Source organism: Pseudogemmobacter sp. W21_MBD1_M6, from assembly GCF_052119585.1.
Classification (GTDB): domain Bacteria; phylum Pseudomonadota; class Alphaproteobacteria; order Rhodobacterales; family Rhodobacteraceae; genus JBGQOJ01.
Window position 1 is genome coordinate 15676 of sequence record NZ_JBGQOJ010000024.1, and the last position, 16686, is coordinate 32361.

At 60.5% G+C, this 16686-nt stretch carries 15 protein-coding genes; 14 read left to right on the forward strand and 1 reads right to left on the reverse strand.

Going from position 1 to position 16686, the window contains the following annotated elements:
* Nucleotides 1-43 precede the first annotated feature (43 nt).
* A complete protein-coding gene (locus tag ACEN2R_RS17260; protein WP_442043928.1) occupies nt 44-259 on the reverse strand; it encodes a DUF1127 domain-containing protein in 216 nt (71 codons plus the stop codon).
* 306 nt (nt 260-565) lie between these two features.
* Between ACEN2R_RS17260 and ACEN2R_RS17265 the strand changes: the two genes are divergently transcribed.
* From ACEN2R_RS17265 to benD, 14 genes are all read left to right on the forward strand, one after another.
* Nucleotides 566-1651 carry an Mrp/NBP35 family ATP-binding protein gene (locus ACEN2R_RS17265; RefSeq protein ID WP_442043929.1) on the forward strand — a complete coding sequence of 362 codons (1086 nt, stop codon included), beginning with the start codon at nt 566-568 and terminating at the stop codon, nt 1649-1651.
* Between the two features lie 653 nt (nt 1652-2304).
* Nucleotides 2305-2808 (forward strand): division/cell wall cluster transcriptional repressor MraZ, encoded by a 504-nt coding sequence (gene mraZ, locus ACEN2R_RS17270; RefSeq protein WP_442043930.1) that lies wholly within the window; start codon nt 2305-2307, stop codon nt 2806-2808.
* A gap of 3 nt (nt 2809-2811) precedes the next feature.
* On the forward strand, nt 2812-3825 hold the full coding sequence (gene rsmH, locus ACEN2R_RS17275; RefSeq protein ID WP_442043931.1) for a 16S rRNA (cytosine(1402)-N(4))-methyltransferase RsmH: 1014 nt from the start codon (nt 2812-2814) through the stop codon (nt 3823-3825).
* The gene (ftsL, locus tag ACEN2R_RS17280; RefSeq protein ID WP_442043932.1) at nt 3818-4165 is read left to right on the forward strand and encodes a cell division protein FtsL; all 348 of its coding nucleotides are present in this window, start codon (nt 3818-3820) and stop codon (nt 4163-4165) included. Before rsmH ends, ftsL begins: the two co-directional genes overlap by 8 nt.
* Nucleotides 4162-5946 (forward strand): peptidoglycan D,D-transpeptidase FtsI family protein, encoded by a 1785-nt coding sequence (locus tag ACEN2R_RS17285; RefSeq protein ID WP_442043933.1) that lies wholly within the window; start codon nt 4162-4164, stop codon nt 5944-5946. Before ftsL ends, ACEN2R_RS17285 begins: the two co-directional genes overlap by 4 nt.
* 18 nt (nt 5947-5964) lie before the next feature.
* Entirely contained in the window at nt 5965-7455 is a 1491-nt protein-coding gene (locus ACEN2R_RS17290; RefSeq protein ID WP_442043934.1) for a UDP-N-acetylmuramoyl-L-alanyl-D-glutamate--2,6-diaminopimelate ligase, read from the forward strand.
* Entirely contained in the window at nt 7452-8900 is a 1449-nt protein-coding gene (locus tag ACEN2R_RS17295) for a UDP-N-acetylmuramoyl-tripeptide--D-alanyl-D-alanine ligase (protein ID WP_442043935.1), read from the forward strand. Before ACEN2R_RS17290 ends, ACEN2R_RS17295 begins: the two co-directional genes overlap by 4 nt.
* Nucleotides 8901-9983 carry a phospho-N-acetylmuramoyl-pentapeptide-transferase gene (mraY, locus tag ACEN2R_RS17300; RefSeq protein ID WP_442043936.1) on the forward strand — a complete coding sequence of 361 codons (1083 nt, stop codon included), beginning with the start codon at nt 8901-8903 and terminating at the stop codon, nt 9981-9983.
* On the forward strand, nt 9984-11387 hold the full coding sequence (murD, locus tag ACEN2R_RS17305) for a UDP-N-acetylmuramoyl-L-alanine--D-glutamate ligase (RefSeq protein ID WP_442043937.1): 1404 nt from the start codon (nt 9984-9986) through the stop codon (nt 11385-11387).
* 295 nt (nt 11388-11682) lie between these two features.
* Nucleotides 11683-12834 carry a muconate/chloromuconate family cycloisomerase gene (locus tag ACEN2R_RS17310; RefSeq protein ID WP_442043938.1) on the forward strand — a complete coding sequence of 384 codons (1152 nt, stop codon included), beginning with the start codon at nt 11683-11685 and terminating at the stop codon, nt 12832-12834.
* Between the two features lie 50 nt (nt 12835-12884).
* Nucleotides 12885-14270, forward strand: coding sequence for a benzoate 1,2-dioxygenase large subunit (gene benA, locus ACEN2R_RS17315; RefSeq protein ID WP_442043939.1), 1386 nt, complete (start codon nt 12885-12887; stop codon nt 14268-14270).
* A gap of 5 nt (nt 14271-14275) precedes the next feature.
* Nucleotides 14276-14800, forward strand: a complete 525-nt coding sequence (gene benB / locus ACEN2R_RS17320; RefSeq protein WP_442043940.1) for a benzoate 1,2-dioxygenase small subunit — start codon at nt 14276-14278, stop codon at nt 14798-14800.
* Nucleotides 14801-14881: 81 nt separating this feature from the next.
* Nucleotides 14882-15901 carry a benzoate 1,2-dioxygenase electron transfer component BenC gene (benC, locus tag ACEN2R_RS17325; RefSeq protein ID WP_442043941.1) on the forward strand — a complete coding sequence of 340 codons (1020 nt, stop codon included), beginning with the start codon at nt 14882-14884 and terminating at the stop codon, nt 15899-15901.
* Nucleotides 15898-16674 carry a benzoate diol dehydrogenase BenD gene (benD, locus tag ACEN2R_RS17330; RefSeq protein WP_442043942.1) on the forward strand — a complete coding sequence of 259 codons (777 nt, stop codon included), beginning with the start codon at nt 15898-15900 and terminating at the stop codon, nt 16672-16674. Before benC ends, benD begins: the two co-directional genes overlap by 4 nt.
* The last annotated feature ends 12 nt before the right edge of the window (nt 16675-16686 follow it).

Here is a 16686-nt window from a genome sequence, read left to right on the forward strand (position 1 = left end):
CAAACAGCCCAGGGAGGAGGAGAGGGCCGTTTGTAGAAAACTCTTAGGCCAGGTAAGCGGCCTCGTAAGCGACGCTTTTGATCATCGAACGGCCCAAGCCCAGATCGGACAGGTCGCGGTCAGACAGCGCGCTCAGTTCGTTGATCGTATTGCGGTATACGGTGTAGCGGGCGTAGCGATCGGCGGCGAACTTGAACAGCGCGACGGTACGCTCTACGATGCCAGCTTCGATGCTGCGGATGTTTGCTGTGGTTGCCATATCAGGGCCTCTTTCTTTCGGGTTCGGAGGAAACATCGTTCGTCCTTGCAATTGAAGATAGGCCAATGCTGCGGATGCACAATCCCTTTTGGCTTCAATGCTGCTATGCAGAAAATGCATACGTATTGTTGACCTAAAGTAAGGCATCGCGCCTGATTTTCGGGCGCATTGGGAACGCCAATTCAGTTCAGGGCTTGTCCTTGAAGGCAAAGCGCTAAACTAATGCGCTGCCGCGGGGTGGATTTGACAGGCGGCCCCGGGGCATTCCACGGGAACACCGCCCGAGAACATTGAAGGACAATTACTATGACCGTAACGCGTGACGATATCATGACAGCGCTTGCCAGGCTGACCCTGCCCAACGGCAGCAGTATTGTGGAACGGGATCTCGTTCGCGCGCTTCAGGTCAAGGACGGCGATGTGCGATTCGTGATCGAGGCGGAAAGCGCGGAACTGGCCCGCGCGATGGAGCCTGTGCGCCTTGCTGCCGAACAAGTGGTGCGCAAATTGCCCGGCGTCACCTCGGCCAGCGTTGTTTTGACGGCCCATGGCCCCGCGTCGAAGGCACCGAACCCGAACGCGGCCCCGCCCAAGATGACATTCGGCGGACATGCCAAACCGCAAGAGAACAGCCAGCGCGTTGCAGGGATCGACCGGATTCTGGCCATCGGGTCGGGTAAGGGGGGCGTGGGGAAATCCACCGTCTCGTCCAATCTTGCGGTGGCGCTTGCGCGGCAGGGGCGGCGCGTCGGCCTGCTGGATGCGGATATCTACGGTCCCAGTCAGCCCCGCATGATGGGCGTATCGAAACGACCGGCCTCGCCCGACGGCAAAACGATTATCCCGCTTCAGGCGCATGGCGTCACCATGATGTCGATCGGGCTGATGGTCGACCCCGATCAGGCGGTTGTCTGGCGTGGCCCGATGCTGATGGGGGCGTTGCAGCAAATGCTGGGGCAGGTTCAATGGGGAGAGTTGGACGTGCTGCTTGTCGATCTGCCTCCGGGCACCGGCGACGTCCAGTTGACCCTGTGCCAAAAGACCGAACTGACCGGCGCAATCGTGGTCTCTACGCCCCAGGATGTTGCCCTGATTGATGCGCGTCGCGCTTTGAACATGTTCAAAACGCTCAAGACGCCAGTTCTTGGTCTGATCGAAAACATGTCTGCCTATATCTGTCCGAAATGCGGGCACGAGGCGCATATTTTCGGCCATGGCGGCGTCAAGGCCGAGGCCGAAAAGCTGGGCATCCCCTTTCTTGGAGAGCTGCCGCTGGATCTGGAGGTTCGGCTGGCCGGAGACTCGGGCACACCGATCGCTGCGGGCGAGGGGCCATTGGCCGACGCCTATGCCAACCTTGCAAAAGGGTTGATTCTGGGTGGCATGGCCTGATCCGGGGGAAATAACGGGACCGGTCGTGGGAAAACGTGGGACGCCTGCGCCCCCACGGCCGGTCTATCGCGAATCACTTGGGTGAATCACGCTGGAATCACGGCAAATTGCATCGAATCCAGACGTTGATTGGCGTAGATTTCTGAAAATCCGCCACGTCACTGCCATGTTCCCCCGAAAAGTTCAAAAAATCTTGGAATTTATGGGAATTGACATCCTGCGCCTTAGCGATACTAAATGTAGTGCGTAGGCGAATTGTTGCCACCACAAGAGGTTTTGGTGCTGCCGTGCAAGCCCCAAACTTTGATCCGAACCTGCCTTTGGACGCCGATGTGATAGGTATTTCCCGTTAAAAGTTGTTGATTTCCATGAATTCCCATGGGATACCAATTACACAAGATGCGAGCAGACAAAAAATAGGGACAATCAAGATCCCGAAAACGGCACCAAGTCAGGTTTCATACAGGCACCTGCTTTCATCTACGAAGAGATCCGACGCGCGAGCGAGCAGACATCCCCCCAGGTGGCGCGCGTAGTTGGACACACCCAGAAATGGGACGAGGGCGGCGGTTTGAGCAGTGGCAGCAGCTCAAACCGCCGTTTTCCATTTCAGGGGTCGGGTTTGGTTTTGTAACAGAAAGGGCCGCGGGACAGTGGGCCAGAGGTTCAGAGGCGAAGGCCACCACAAGGTAGATGCGAAGGGTCGGGTTTCCATTCCGGCCCCGTTTCGCCGTGTGCTTGAATCTGCGGATCCCGACTGGAAAGAAGGCCTTCTGCCGAACATGGTGATTGTCTATGGCGATCACCGCCGCAAATTCCTGGAATGCTATACCATCGAAGCCATCCAAGAGGTTGACGAACGCATCGCCGGTCTTGCGCGCGGCTCTATCGAGCGCCGGATGCTGGAACGCATGTTCAACGGTCAGTCGCTGCCGACGCAGCTGGATAACACCGGACGTTTCGTTCTGCCAAAGGCCCTGCGAGAGAAAATCGGGCTGGACGACGAAGCCTATTTCATTGCCTCGGGCGACACCTTCCAGATCTGGAAGCCGGAAACATACGCCGAGGTCGAAACCCATAAAACCGAAGAGTGGCTGGACCAGCTGCCGGAGGACTTCGATGTTCTCTCTCTTCTGGAAACTGCAAAAGGGGCCTGATCAATGGCTGGACCAGCCCGCGAAACGCCCGACGCAGCCCCCCATATTCCCGTATTGCTGCGCCCCATTCTGGCGACCTGCGCCCCCATCACCGGCCTGTGGCTGGACGGGACGTTCGGGGCCGGTGGCTATACGCGTGGGCTGCTGGCGGCGGGCGCCGACCGTGTTATCGGTGTTGACCGCGATCCGGCGGTGTTCGAGATGGCCAAAGACTGGGCCGACGAATACGGCGACCGGCTGACACTGGTACAGGGCACGTTCGGAAAGCTGGACGAATATACCGACGCGCCGCTTGATGGTGTGGTGCTGGATCTTGGGGTGTCGTCCATGCAGCTGGACCAGCCCGACCGCGGCTTTTCTTTCATGCGCGACGGGCCGCTGGACATGCGAATGAGCCAGGATGGCCCAAGTGCCGCCGATCTGGTAAACACCGCAGACGAGGCGACGCTGGCCGACATCCTGTATCATTACGGCGAAGAGCGCGCCTCGCGCCGCATCGCCCGCACGATCATTGCGGCGCGCGGCGATGCGCCGATTGAAACAACCGCGCGTCTGGCGGGGATTGTAGAGCGGTGCCTGCCGCGCCCCAAGCCGGGCCAAAGCCATCCTGCGACGCGCAGTTTCCAGGCGATCCGCATCGCGGTGAACGATGAATACGCCGAACTTGCCCGCGGGCTGGAGGCCGCGATGCGCGCGCTGAAACCGGGTGGCAAGCTGGCTGTCGTGACCTTTCATTCGATCGAGGACCGCATTGCGAAACGGTTTTTCGCGGTGACATCCGGCGGGGCGGGGCGGGCCAACCGCTATGCACCCGAAACCGTCGAGGCGGCGGCCCCGTTCAGGCTGTTGACCCGCCGCGCCATTGTTGCCGATGACGAAGAACTGGCGGAAAACCCCAGATCACGCTCTGCCAAGCTGCGCGTGGGTGTCCGCACGGATGCCCCCGCGACCCCCGTTGATCGCGATGCGATTGGCATGCCCAGCATTCCGGACAAAGGACATCGGTCCCATGCGTAGCCTGTTTTACGTCCTGTCAGCACTTGCCGTCATGGGGTTGGCTTTTTGGGCCTATCAGGAAAACTACAAGACACAGCAGGCCCTGAAGGACGTCGGTGCCCTGCAACGCCAGATCGGCGAACAGCATGAATTGGCGGCCGTTTTGCGTGCCGAATGGGCCTATCTGAACAGACCGGAGCGCCTGCGCGAACTGGCCGAGATCAACTTTGACCGGCTGGGCCTGTTGCCCCTGATGCCAGAGCAGTTCGGCAATATTGATCAGGTCTCGTTTCCGGCGCCGCCGATGTTGCCGGTCACCGATCCTGTGGATGTGATGGGAACGCTGGAGGAACCGCTATGATCCGCACACCGCTTCGCCCTCTGGCCCGCATTCTGGCCGCCCGAAGCAAGGGCGAGAACCCCGACGCCATCGAACGCGAGAATATCCGCTTGCGCCACGAGGACATGCGCGACCGCTCGCGGCTTCGTGCCGAGGGGCGTCTTCTTGTGCTGGGCGTGTTCTTTTTCTGCGCCTTCACGGTTGTCGGCGCCCGCATGAGCCTGTTGTCCGCATCAGAACCAGAAGAACCGCAGGCCGCCGCCAGCGGTGCCGCAATTCTTGCGCAGCGGTCTGATATCGTTGACAGAAACGGTCGTATCCTTGCCACGAACCTGACCACGCATTCCCTGTATGCGCAGCCGCCGATCATGATCGACAAGGCAAAAGTGGCCAGGGAACTGGCGCTGATTTTCCCGGACCTGAAAGAAGAAACGCTGCTGAAGCAGTTCGAAAGTCCGCGCAAGTTCCTGTGGATCAAGAAAAAGCTTAGCCCCGAGCAAAAGCAACTGGTCCATGATATCGGCGATCCCGGCTTGATGTTCGGCCCGCGCGAGATGCGCCTTTACCCCAACGGCAAGCTGGCTGCGCATATTCTGGGCGGCGCGTCCTTCGGGCGCGAAGGGGTTCATTCGGCAGAGGTGATCGGGACCGCAGGGGTCGAGAAAGCCTTTGACGGTTTTCTGCGCGACCCCGCCGAAGAGGGGCGCCCGCTGCAACTGTCTATCGACCTGACCGTGCAGTCCGCCGCGCGCAGCGTCCTTTATTCCGGCATGAAACTGATGAACGCCAAAGGCGCCGCCGCAGTTTTGATGGATGTGCATACGGGCGAGATTGTCACTATGATCTCGCTTCCCGATTTCGACCCCAACACCCGCCCGCCCATTGCGACCAAGGGTGATGCGTCGGACAGCCCGCTGTTCAACCGTGCGGTGCAGGGCCTGTACGAACTTGGCTCTACCTTCAAGATTTTCGCGGTGTCACAGGCGCTCGAGGAGAAGCTGGTCAGCCCGACGACAATGATCAACACCAAAGGGCCGTTGACCTGGGGCAAATTCCGCATCCGTGACTTTCATAACTACGGGCCGGAACTTTCGGTGACGGATGTCATCGTTGAATCCTCGAACATCGGCACCGCCCGGATTGCAATGCAGATCGGCGCAGAGCGGCAGCAGCAATTCCTGGGTAAGCTGGGCCTGCTGGAGCCGACGCAGGTCGAACTGGTCGAGGCGGCAGGCAGTAAACCGCTGACCCCCCGTCAATGGTCAGAACTGTCGACGATGACCATCTCTTACGGGCATGGCCTGTCTGCCAGCCCGCTGCATCTGGCCAGCGCCTATGCGACAATTCTGAACGGCGGCACGCGGATCAAACCGACGCTGCTGAAGCAGAACGCGCGCCAGAACGGCGACCGTGTGGTGTCAGAGAACACGTCGGCCGTGGCGCGGGACATGCTGCGGGCTGTGGTTACGCGCGGCACTGCCAGCTTCGGCGAGGTCAAGGGCTATATGGTGGGCGGCAAGACCGGCACCGCCGACAAGCCGAAGGAAAACGGCGGCGGCTATTACAAAGACAAGGTGATCGCCACCTTTGCCTCGGTCTTTCCGGCCAACGATCCTAAATACGTGCTGATCGTGACGCTGGACGAGCCATCCGAGAATTCCGGCAAAGAGCCGCGGCGCACTGCCGGTTGGACAGCGGTTCCCGTCGCGGCAGAGATGATCCGCCGCATGGCACCGCTTCTTGGCTTGAGACCACAGATTGAACCTTTGGTCCCAGTTGAGGTAACACTTACCAGCAACTAGGACTCGGACGGGAATATCATGGCAAGCGCGGCACTAGGGACATCATTGGCAGCACTTGGCCTGACCGCAAGCGGCGGACGCGAGGCGCAGGTTACGGGGCTGTCCGTTGACAGCCGCCTGACAAAGCCGGGGCATCTGTTTGCGGCGCTTCCCGGATCGCGGGTTCACGGTGCCGAATTCATCAAATACGCCATTCGCATGGGGGCCGGATCTGTCCTAACCGACAGGGAGGGTGCGATCCTGGCGCGCAATGATCTGGACAAGGCGAATATCCCCGTCGTAATCGCCGAAGATCCGCGTCAGGCGCTGGCCTATGCCGCGGCGCTTTGGTTCGGCGCGCAGCCCGATGTCATGGTGGCCGTCACCGGCACAAACGGCAAGACCTCTGTGGCGACCTTTACCCGCCAGATATGGATGCTTCTGGATATTTCCGCCGTCAATCTGGGCACCACCGGGGTCGAGGGCGCATTCGAGGCCCCGCTGAACCACACCACCCCCGAACCGATCACCCTGCACAGAGTTCTGGCGCAGATCGCGGGTGCCGGTGTGACCCATGCCGCGATGGAGGCTTCAAGTCACGGGCTGGAACAGCGCCGTCTTGACGGTGTGCGCCTGATGGCCGCGGCGTTCACGAATTTCACGCAAGACCATCTCGACTATCACGCCACCTTCGAGGATTACTTCAACGCCAAGGCCGGCCTGTTCGAGAGGGTGTTGCCGGAAGAGGGCACCGCCGTCATCAACATGGACGACCCGCGCGGGCTGGACATGGCCGAAATCGCGCTGGAGCGGGGACAGGACCTGTTGACCGTCGGGTCCGGCCCCGAATGCGATTTGCGCATTCACGGCCAGCGGTTTGACGCCACAGGGCAGGATCTTCGGTTCGGATGGGCCGGGAACATCCATCAGGTGCGCCTGAAGCTGATCGGCGGTTTTCAGGCGGAAAACATCATGATTGCCGTCGGGCTGGCCATTGCCTGCGGCGCCGATCCCATGCGGGTGTTCCAGATTCTGCCGCAACTGACAACCGTGCGGGGCCGGATGCAGCACGCGGCGACACGCGAAAACGGCGCGGCAGTCTTTGTCGATTACGCCCATACGCCCGACGCGCTGGAAACCGCGCTGACCGCGTTGCGCCCGCATGTGATGGGACGCCTGATTGTGGTGTTCGGCGCAGGCGGTGACCGCGACACAAGCAAACGCAGGCTGATGGGTGCTGCCGCTGACGCCCATGCCGATGTGGTCATCGTCACCGACGACAACCCCCGGTCCGAGCGCCCCGCCGATATCCGCGCCATGGTGATAGAGGGGTGCCCCGACGCCACAGAGGTCGGCGACCGCGCCGAGGCGATCCTGCGCGGCGTGGACGCGTTGCAGCCGGGCGACGCCCTGCTGATCGCGGGCAAGGGGCACGAAACCGGGCAGGTCGTCGGCGATGACGTTTTCCCCTTTGACGATGTGGAACAGGCCAGCGTTGCGGTGGCTGCACTGGACGGACATCTGGCATGACGGCTCTTTGGACATCGGATGACGCGGCGCGGGCCGCGGGGGGGCGCGCAACGGCGGCCTGGGTTGCAAACGGCGTTTCGATCGACACGCGCGAAATTGCGCCGGGTGATCTGTTCGTGGCACTGAAGGACATTCGCGACGGGCATGATTTTGTCGCACAGGCGCTGGCTGCCGGGGCGTCTGCCGCGCTGGTCAGCCGCATACCCGACGGGGTTCCTGCCGATGCGCCGCTGTTGCTGGTCGACGATGTTCTGCCGGCGCTGGAGCGGATGGGCATCCATTCCCGCGCCCGCACCCGCGCCAAAGTGATTGCCGTGACCGGATCGGTCGGCAAGACCTCGACCAAGGAAATGCTGCGCGCGGTTTTGGGGCGTCAGGGCAAGGTGCATGCCGCCGAGAAAAGCTTTAACAACCACTGGGGTGTGCCCCTTACCCTTGCGCGGATGCCGGCAGACGCCGATTTCGCCGTGCTCGAGATCGGCATGAACCACCCCGGAGAGATCGCGCCGCTGGTCCGCATGTGCCGCCCCCATGTGGCGATGATCACCACCGTCGCCGCCGCCCATCTGGAGGCGTTCGAGAACGTCGAGGGCATCGCCCGTGAAAAAGCCGCGATTTTCGAGGGACTGGAGCCGAAGGGCATCGCCATCATCAACGGCGATCTGGACACCACGCCGCTGCTGGTTGCTGCGGCAAAAAAGGCAGGGGCCAGGATCGTTACCTTCGGGATGGGCGCCAGCAACCACCACCGCATTCTTGAACTGACGCAGGGCGAGTCGAGCACCGTCGCCCGCGCCCGCGCCTGGCGCACGCCGATGTTGCTGAAGGTCTCGACCCCCGGCAGGCATTTCGCGGTCAACGGGCTTGGCGTGATCGCCGCAGCCACCGCCCTTGGGGCGGATCGCGCCCGCGCGCTGTGCGCTTTGGGGCAATGGTCGCCGCCGGCAGGGCGCGGCACCCGCGAACGGCTGGCGATGGATATTGTCGATGACCACATGACCTTCGACCTGATCGACGACGCGTTCAACGCCAACCCCGCCTCGATGGCCGCCAGCCTCGAGGTTCTGGCCGCTGCCAGAACAACCGACGGGCTTGGCCGGTATGATAGCGGCCGGCGGATCGCCATTCTGGGGGATATGCTGGAACTTGGAACGAACGAGGTGGAATTGCACGCCGATATCGCGGCCTTGCCCGCGATGAAGAATATCCAGTTGGTGCATTGTGCAGGCCCCCTGATGCGCGCCCTTTATGAGGCGCTGCCGGACACCAAGCGCGGCTTGTGGTTCGACAGCGCCCCCAAATTGGCGGCGCGCGCCCATTCCATCGTCGATGCGGGCGATGTGATCCTTGTCAAAGGCTCCAAGGGCAGCAAAGTCAGCCTTGTCGTTGACGCGATCCGCAAATTGGGCCATCCCGCGCAAAGTGATCAAAGAGGGACAGAGTAAATGCTTTACTGGTTGACGACCTTTTCGGATGGGGGCGATTTTTTCAACCTGTTCCGCTACATCACATTCCGCGCGGGCGGCGCATTCTTTACCGCGCTCGTCTTCGGCTTTGTCTTTGGCCTTCCACTGATCAATTTGTTGCGCCGCCGCCAGACCCATGGTCAGCCAATCCGCGATGACGGCCCCGAGGGGCATTTTGCCAAGGCGGGCACGCCGACGATGGGCGGTGTGTTGATCCTTGCCGCCATTCTGGTCTCCACGCTGCTCTGGGCGCGTCTGGACAGCCCCTTTGTCTGGCTGATCCTGTTTGTGACCATGGGGTTTGGCGCGATCGGCTTTGCGGATGACTACGCCAAGGTGACGAAAAATAATACCAAAGGCGTGTCGGGCAAGATCCGCTTTGGCCTCGGGCTGTTGATTGCCGCCATCGCGGCCTATTGGGCCTCAGTCTATCATCCGGCGGATCTGACCCACCAACTGGCCTTTCCGGTCTTCAAGACGGCGCTCTTGAACCTCGGGTTTTTGTTTATTCCCTTCGCGATGGTCGTGATCGTGGGCGCCGCCAATGCGGTGAACCTGACGGACGGTCTGGACGGGCTTGCGATCATGCCGGTGATGATCGCTTCGGGGACGCTGGGCATCATCGCCTATTTCGTCGGCAACGTGAATTTTTCCGAATATCTGGACATCCACTATGTGCCCGGCACCGGCGAGATCCTTGTGTTCAGCGCCGGGCTGATCGGGGGGGGCTTGGGCTTTTTGTGGTATAACGCGCCGCCCGCCGCGGTGTTCATGGGCGATACGGGGTCTCTGGCGCTTGGCGGCGCATTGGGCGCAATCGCGGTCAGTACAAAGCACGAGATCGTGCTGGCGATTGTCGGTGGCCTGTTCGTGGTCGAGGCCCTGAGCGTGATCATTCAGGTCGGCTATTTCAAGCGCACCGGCAAGCGGGTGTTCCTGATGGCGCCAATCCACCACCACTATGAAAAGAAGGGCTGGAAAGAGCCGCAGATCGTGATCCGGTTCTGGATCATCTCGCTGATCCTTGCTCTGATCGGTCTTGCCACATTGAAGGTCCGCTAAATGATCCCCGTTCTTGGTTTCGAAGACTGCAAGGTTGCTGTTCTGGGCCTTGGCCGCTCTGGCCTTGCCACCGCCCGCGCGTTACGTGACGGCGGGGCAGAGCCGCTGGTCTGGGATGACAGCATCGAGGCCCGCGACAAGGCCGAGGCCGAAGGCTTTGTGCCGCACGACCCGATGCGCGCCGGCGCGTGGGATGGCGTTGCCGCCCTGATTGTCTCTCCCGGTATTCCGCATCTTTATCCAGAACCGAACAAGGTGATCGCGGCCGCATGGGATGCAGGCGTGCCGGTGGACAATGACATCGGCCTGTTTTTCCGGTCCTTTGCGACATATGAATTCGAGGATTTCGAAACCGCACCCCGCGTGATCTGCGTGACCGGCTCCAACGGAAAATCCACCACCAGCGCCCTGATCCATCACATTCTGACCGTCGCCGGTCGCCCCACCCAGCTTGCGGGCAATATCGGGCGCGGTGTGTTGGATATGGACCCCGCCCGCGATGGCGAGGTGATCGTGCTGGAACTGTCGTCATATCAGACCGACCTTGCCCGGGCATTGACGCCCGATGTGGCAGTGTTCACCAATCTATCCCCGGACCATTTGGACCGCCACGGTGGCATGGGCGGCTATTTCGCGGCCAAACGCCGCCTGTTCGCCGAGGGCGGGCCCGACCGCGCCGTGATCGGCGTGGATGAAAACGAAGGGCGCTATCTGGCCAACCAACTGGCCGAAGTCCCCGAAGATGACCGCGTGATCCGCGTTTCGGTCGAGCGGAAGCTGACCGATGCGGGCTGGACCGTCTTTGCCCGCAAGGGCTTCCTGTCCGAATATCGCAAGGGCCGACAAACCGGCAGCATCGACCTGCGAGAGGTGCGCGGCCTGCCTGGAACCCACAACCACCAGAACGCCTGTTCCGCCTATGCCGCCTGTCGCGCTCTGGGGATCGCACCGCGCACGATCGAGACCGCATTCCACAGCTTTGAAGGTCTGCCGCACCGTAGCCAGCGCGTCGCGGAAAAAGCCGGCGTCAGCTATGTGAACGACAGCAAGGCAACAAACGTCGACAGTGCGGCAAAGGCGCTGCAAGCCTTCACCGGCATCCGCTGGATTGCGGGGGGGCTGGGCAAGGATGGCGGCATCGAGGCGCTGAAGCCGCATTTGGGATCGGTGGTGAAAGCCTATCTCATTGGCCATTCCGCACGTGATTTCGCGCTGCAACTGGGCGACACCCCCTATGAGATCTGCGAGACAATGGCCCGGGCCGTCGATCTTGCCGCCTCTGACGCGCAGGCGGGCGAGACGGTGTTGCTGGCCCCGGCCGCAGCAAGTTTCGACCAATATCCGAACTTCGAAAAACGCGGCGAGGACTTTATGCAGCAGGTTCAGGCGCGTCTTGCCGACTGACCTGCCAGTTCTTCTTGGTAAAAATATCCTCGCCGAAGGCGTCATCATCGTTACTGGTGCTGCGGGGCACCTGGCTGTGGTGTGACCCTCACTCGGATTGATTTAGTGTCCTTCCTCGGAACCGTCGGCCGCCAAGTCGGTCCTGCAGCGAGGATTTCTCTCGCCGAGCAGCGGTGGCTTTGGTCGCAATCGCATCGCAAAAGGGTATCAACCAAGACCGTGGCAGTTATCGACAGTTGTGGCCCCGGTTCTGCATAAACAAGTCATCGGATTACTTGTGGAAATGGTAGAACCAATGGCCAAGATCGAGCGGATTGAAACGAGCATTATCGACATTCCGACCATTCGGGGTCATGTCCTGTCGATGACGACGATGATGATGCAGTCGATCGTTCTGGTGCGGGTAAAGTTTGCCGACGGCTCCGAGGGTTTGGGCGAAGGGACATCCATCGGCGGATTGAGCTATGGAGCTGAAAGCCCGGAAAGCATCAAACTTGCCATCGACGCCTATATTGCTCCTGCCATCGAAGGGTTGGAGGGCAACAATATCAATGCGGTTATCGACCTCGTTCAAAAGATGGTGCGGGGCAACCCGATTGCCCGTTGCGCCGTTGAAACAGCCCTTTGGGACGGTCTGGCGCGGCGGTTGAACGTTTCGGTTGCGCAGTTGTTCGGCGGGTCGGTTCGCACCGAGATGCCTGTCGCCTGGACGCTGGCCAGCGGCAATTCGCAGACCGATATCACCGAGGCGCTGGAGATGATCGCGGCGCGGCGTCACAACATCTTCAAGCTCAAGATCGGTAAGCGTGCGGTCAAGGACGACATTGCACATGTCGCCGCGATCAAGCAGGCTGTGGGCGACAAGGGCAGCATTCGCGTCGATGTCAATCAGGCGTGGAACGTGGCTGATGCCCGCTGGGGTCTGGCGGGTTTGCAGGAGATCGGCGTCGATCTGGTCGAGCAGCCGATCCGTGCCCGTTATACCCAGGCGCTCAAATCTCTGACAGACAGCTACGAAATCGCCGTGATGGCGGACGAGGCGCTGCAGGGGCCGGAGGATGCGATGCATGTTGCAGCCGATCGTTCCGCCGATGTGTTTGCCGTGAAAATCGCACAATCGGGCGGACTGAAGCGGGCGAGCGAGGTGATCGCCATCGCACAGGCGGCCAATATCGGACTGTACGCGGGCACTATGTTGGAGGCCGGCGTCGGCACTGCAGCCGCGCTGCAACTGTTCTCGACGATCCCGACGCTCGAATGGGGGACAGAGCTGTTCGGGCCGTTGTTGTTCAAGGAGGAGATCCTGGCAACTCCGATCGCATATCACGATTTCAATGTTCACCTGCCAGACGGGCCGGGACTGGGCGTGACAGTCGACCCGGAGAAGGTCGAATTCTATCGGCGCGACCGCAGCAAAAGCCTGCATGTTGTCGGCGCAAAAATCTAGGAATTTCGGTTCGCGCGCCTGTCGCCGGACCATTGGAGGAGGAAAGACAAATGTTTACACTCACCGCTCTTGATGAACTGGATCGCCGCCTTGACGGCATGGTGCAGGACGACCCGGAAAACGGTATTTTCCGGGCGCGCCGCGATATGTTCACGGATGAAGAACTGTTCGAGCTTGAGATGAAGCACATCTTCGAGGGCAACTGGATTTACCTTGCCCACGAAAGCCAGATCCCGAACAACAACGACTATTTCACCACCCATATGGGCCGCACGCCGATCGTCATCACTCGTGACAAGACAGGCGAGCTGCATGCTCTGGTCAATTCTTGTTCGCATCGAGGCGCGATGCTGTGCCGGTTCAAGCGGCAGAACAAGGCAACGTTCACCTGCCCGTTTCACGGCTGGACCTTCGCGAATACCGGCAAGCTGCTGAAAGTCAAAGACCCCAAGGGTGCAGGCTACCCCGAGCAGTTTGACTGCGACGGCAGCCATGACCTGACCAAGGTCGCCAGGTTTGAAAGCTACCGTGGCTTCCTGTTCGGATCGCTGAACAAAGACGTGTCATCGCTGTCCGACTATCTGGGTGAAGCCAAGACCATGATCGACATGGTTGCCGACCAGTCCGACGAGGGGCTCGAGGTTCTGCGCGGCTCGTCCACGTATACCTACGATGGCAACTGGAAACTTCAGGCTGAAAACGGGGCCGACGGTTATCACGTCAGCGCTGTCCACTGGAATTATGTCGCCACGACATCGCATCGCGGCGAAGAGAAAGAAGACAAGATCAAGGCTGTCGATGCCTCGAAGTGGAACAAGCAAAAGGGTGGCTTTTACAGCTTCGAGAATGGTCACCTCTTGCTTTGGACCGTCTGGGCCGATCCGACTAACCGCCCGTTGGCACCGCGCCGCGAGGAGCTGGTCGAGAAATACGGTCAGGCCAAGGCCGACTGGATGATCGGGTATCTCCGCAATCTGTGCCTTTATCCCAACCTGTTTCTGATGGACCAGTTTTCCAGCCAGTTGCGCGTGTTCCGTCCTATCAGCGTCGATAAAACCGAAGTCACGATCTACTGCATCGCACCGAAGGGCGAAGATCAGACTGCTCGGACCTTGCGGATCCGCCAGTACGAGGATTTCTTCAACGCCTCTGGCATGGCAACACCCGACGATACGGAAGAGTTCCGTGCAACCCAGCGCGGCTATGCCGGTGCACGGTTTGCCAAATGGAATGATCTGACCCGTGGTGCCACGCAATGGATCACTGGCCCTGACGAAGACGCCAAAGCCATCGGGTTGAATCCGATCCTGTCGGGCGCACGAACCGAGGACGAGGGGCTTTTCGTGGTTCAGCACAAACAGTGGGTTGATCGTATGACTGCGGCCGTTGCCAAAGAACGGACCGAAGTCGAAATCAACCCAATCGCTGCGGAGTAACGGATATGACCACAACAACGCTGGAACGCACCACAGGAAATGTCCTGAGCTATCATGATATCCAGACATTCCTGTTCCGAGAGGCACGTTGTCTTGATGACCGGGACTGGGACAACTGGCTCGCGTTTTACCACGATGATTGCGTCTTCTGGATGCCCGCCTGGGATGATTTCGATACCCTGACCGAGGATCCGCTGAACGAGATGTCGCTGATCTACTATCCGACCAAGGCGGGGATCGAAGATCGGGTTTTTCGGATCAAGACCGACCGATCATCGGCCACCTCGTTGCCAGAGCCGCGCACGTCGCACAACATATCCAACATCGAAGTGCTGTCGCAGAATGAAGGTGAAATCACGCTGCGGTTCAACTGGTTCACGTTGAACTATCGTTACAACAAGACGGACCAGCACTGGGGCACTTCGTTCTACACGATCGACACGACAGGCGACAAGCCATTGATCACCTTCAAGAAGGTGGTCCTGAAAAACGATACGATCCACCACGTTATCGACGTCTATCACATCTGATCCGGGTTGACGGATCCCAGTCACAGACCGACGCGCCACCCTGGAGGAAGGGGGGGCGCGGACAGGGGAGGAGTATCTGACATGACTTACAAGATCGCGCTAAACTTCGAGGACGGTGTTACGCGGATCATCGACTGCGATGACGACGAAAAGGTCACCGATGCGGCCTTCCGCCAAAAGATCAACATCCCGATGGATTGCCGTGATGGCGTCTGCGGCACCTGCAAGTGCTTTGCCGAAAAAGGCGAGTACGAACTGGAATTTTACCTCGACGAGGCGATGACCGAGGACGAGGCCGCAGAGGGCTATGTCCTGACGTGCCAGATGATGCCACAAAGTGATTGTGTGATCCGCGTGCCGACCTCGTCGCTGGCCTGCAAAACCGGTGCCGAGACTGTCAGCGCCGAAGTGGTCGCGGTGGACAGGTTGTCGGACACCTCTTTTGGGTTGCGCGTGAAACCAGCAAAGCAGATCGCGTTTTTGCCGGGCCAGTATGTTAATATTTCCATCCCCGGATCGGGGCAGCACCGCTCCTATTCCTTCTCGTCCGGACCTGCGGGCGAGGATGGCTCGTTTCTAATCCGCAATATCCCCGGCGGGTTGATGAGCACCTGGCTTGCCGAAACGGCCAAACCCGGCGATGCGGTGGATCTGACGGGACCGATGGGTGCCTTCTATCTTCGCCCGATGGCGCGTCCGCAGCTTTGGTTGGCTGGTGGCACTGGCCTTGCTCCGTTTCTGTCGATGCTGGAACTTGTTGCAACAGAGGGCACGGACCAGCCGATCACGCTTTACTATGCGGTCACACGTGCCGCCGATCTGGTCGAGCTGGACCGCGTGTCGGCCCTTGCGGGAAAGATCGGCAATGTCACCGTCATTACCATTCTGGCGGCCGCTGAAGAAGAGCACGCCCGCAAGGGGTTCGTGACAGATCACTTGAGCACAGCGGACCTGAACGGCGGCGACGTTGACGTTTATCTGTGCGGCCCGCCCCCGATGGTCGAGGCCGTGCGCCAGCATCTGGATGCCGCTGGCGTCAAACCTGCCAGCTTTCACTTCGAGAAATTCAATCCGACAGAGACCAAGGCAGACGCGGCATGACACGGTTTGCAAGCAAGACATTTGTCGTGACAGGGGCTGCACAAGGTATCGGCCAGCGTGTCGCGGAACGCGCTGCGGCGGAAGGTGCCGAGGTGCTGATCGTGGACCGATCCGACATGCGCATTGCCGTCGCGCAGGGTATTCGAGACGCAGGCGGTCGGGCGGAAGAGCTCAACGTCGATCTTGAAACGTGGACGGGCTGCAAGGCTGCCATAGACCATGCGATTGCGAAATTCGGCAAGATTGATGTTCTGGTCAACAACGTCGGTGGCACGATCTGGGCAAAACCCTTTGAGCATTACGCCCCGCACGAGATTGACGCAGAGGTGCAGCGCTCGTTGTTCCCGACGCTTTATTGCTGCCGCGCAGCACTTGAACCGATGCTGGCGGCGGGGCGGGGGGTGATCGTCAATGTCTCTTCCATTGCGACGCGCGGTTTGAACCGTGTGCCATACGCGGCGGCCAAAGGCGGCGTGAACGCGATCACCGCCAGCCTTGCGTGGGAGGTCGCAGAGCGCGGCATCCGTGTGGTGGCCACCGCCCCCGGAGGAACCGAAGCCCCGCCGCGCGCCGTGCCCCGCAATCCCAACGCAGACAAAGAACAGCGCGTTGACTGGTATCAGACGATCGTCGATCAGACGGTCCAATCGAGCCTGATGAAGCGCTATGGAACACTCGACGAACAGGCAGGCGCGATCCTGTTTCTGGCGTCGGATGACGCCGCCTATATCACCGGCACGGTGTTGCCGGTTGGGGGCGGCGATCTCGGATAGGCCGGAGAGGAC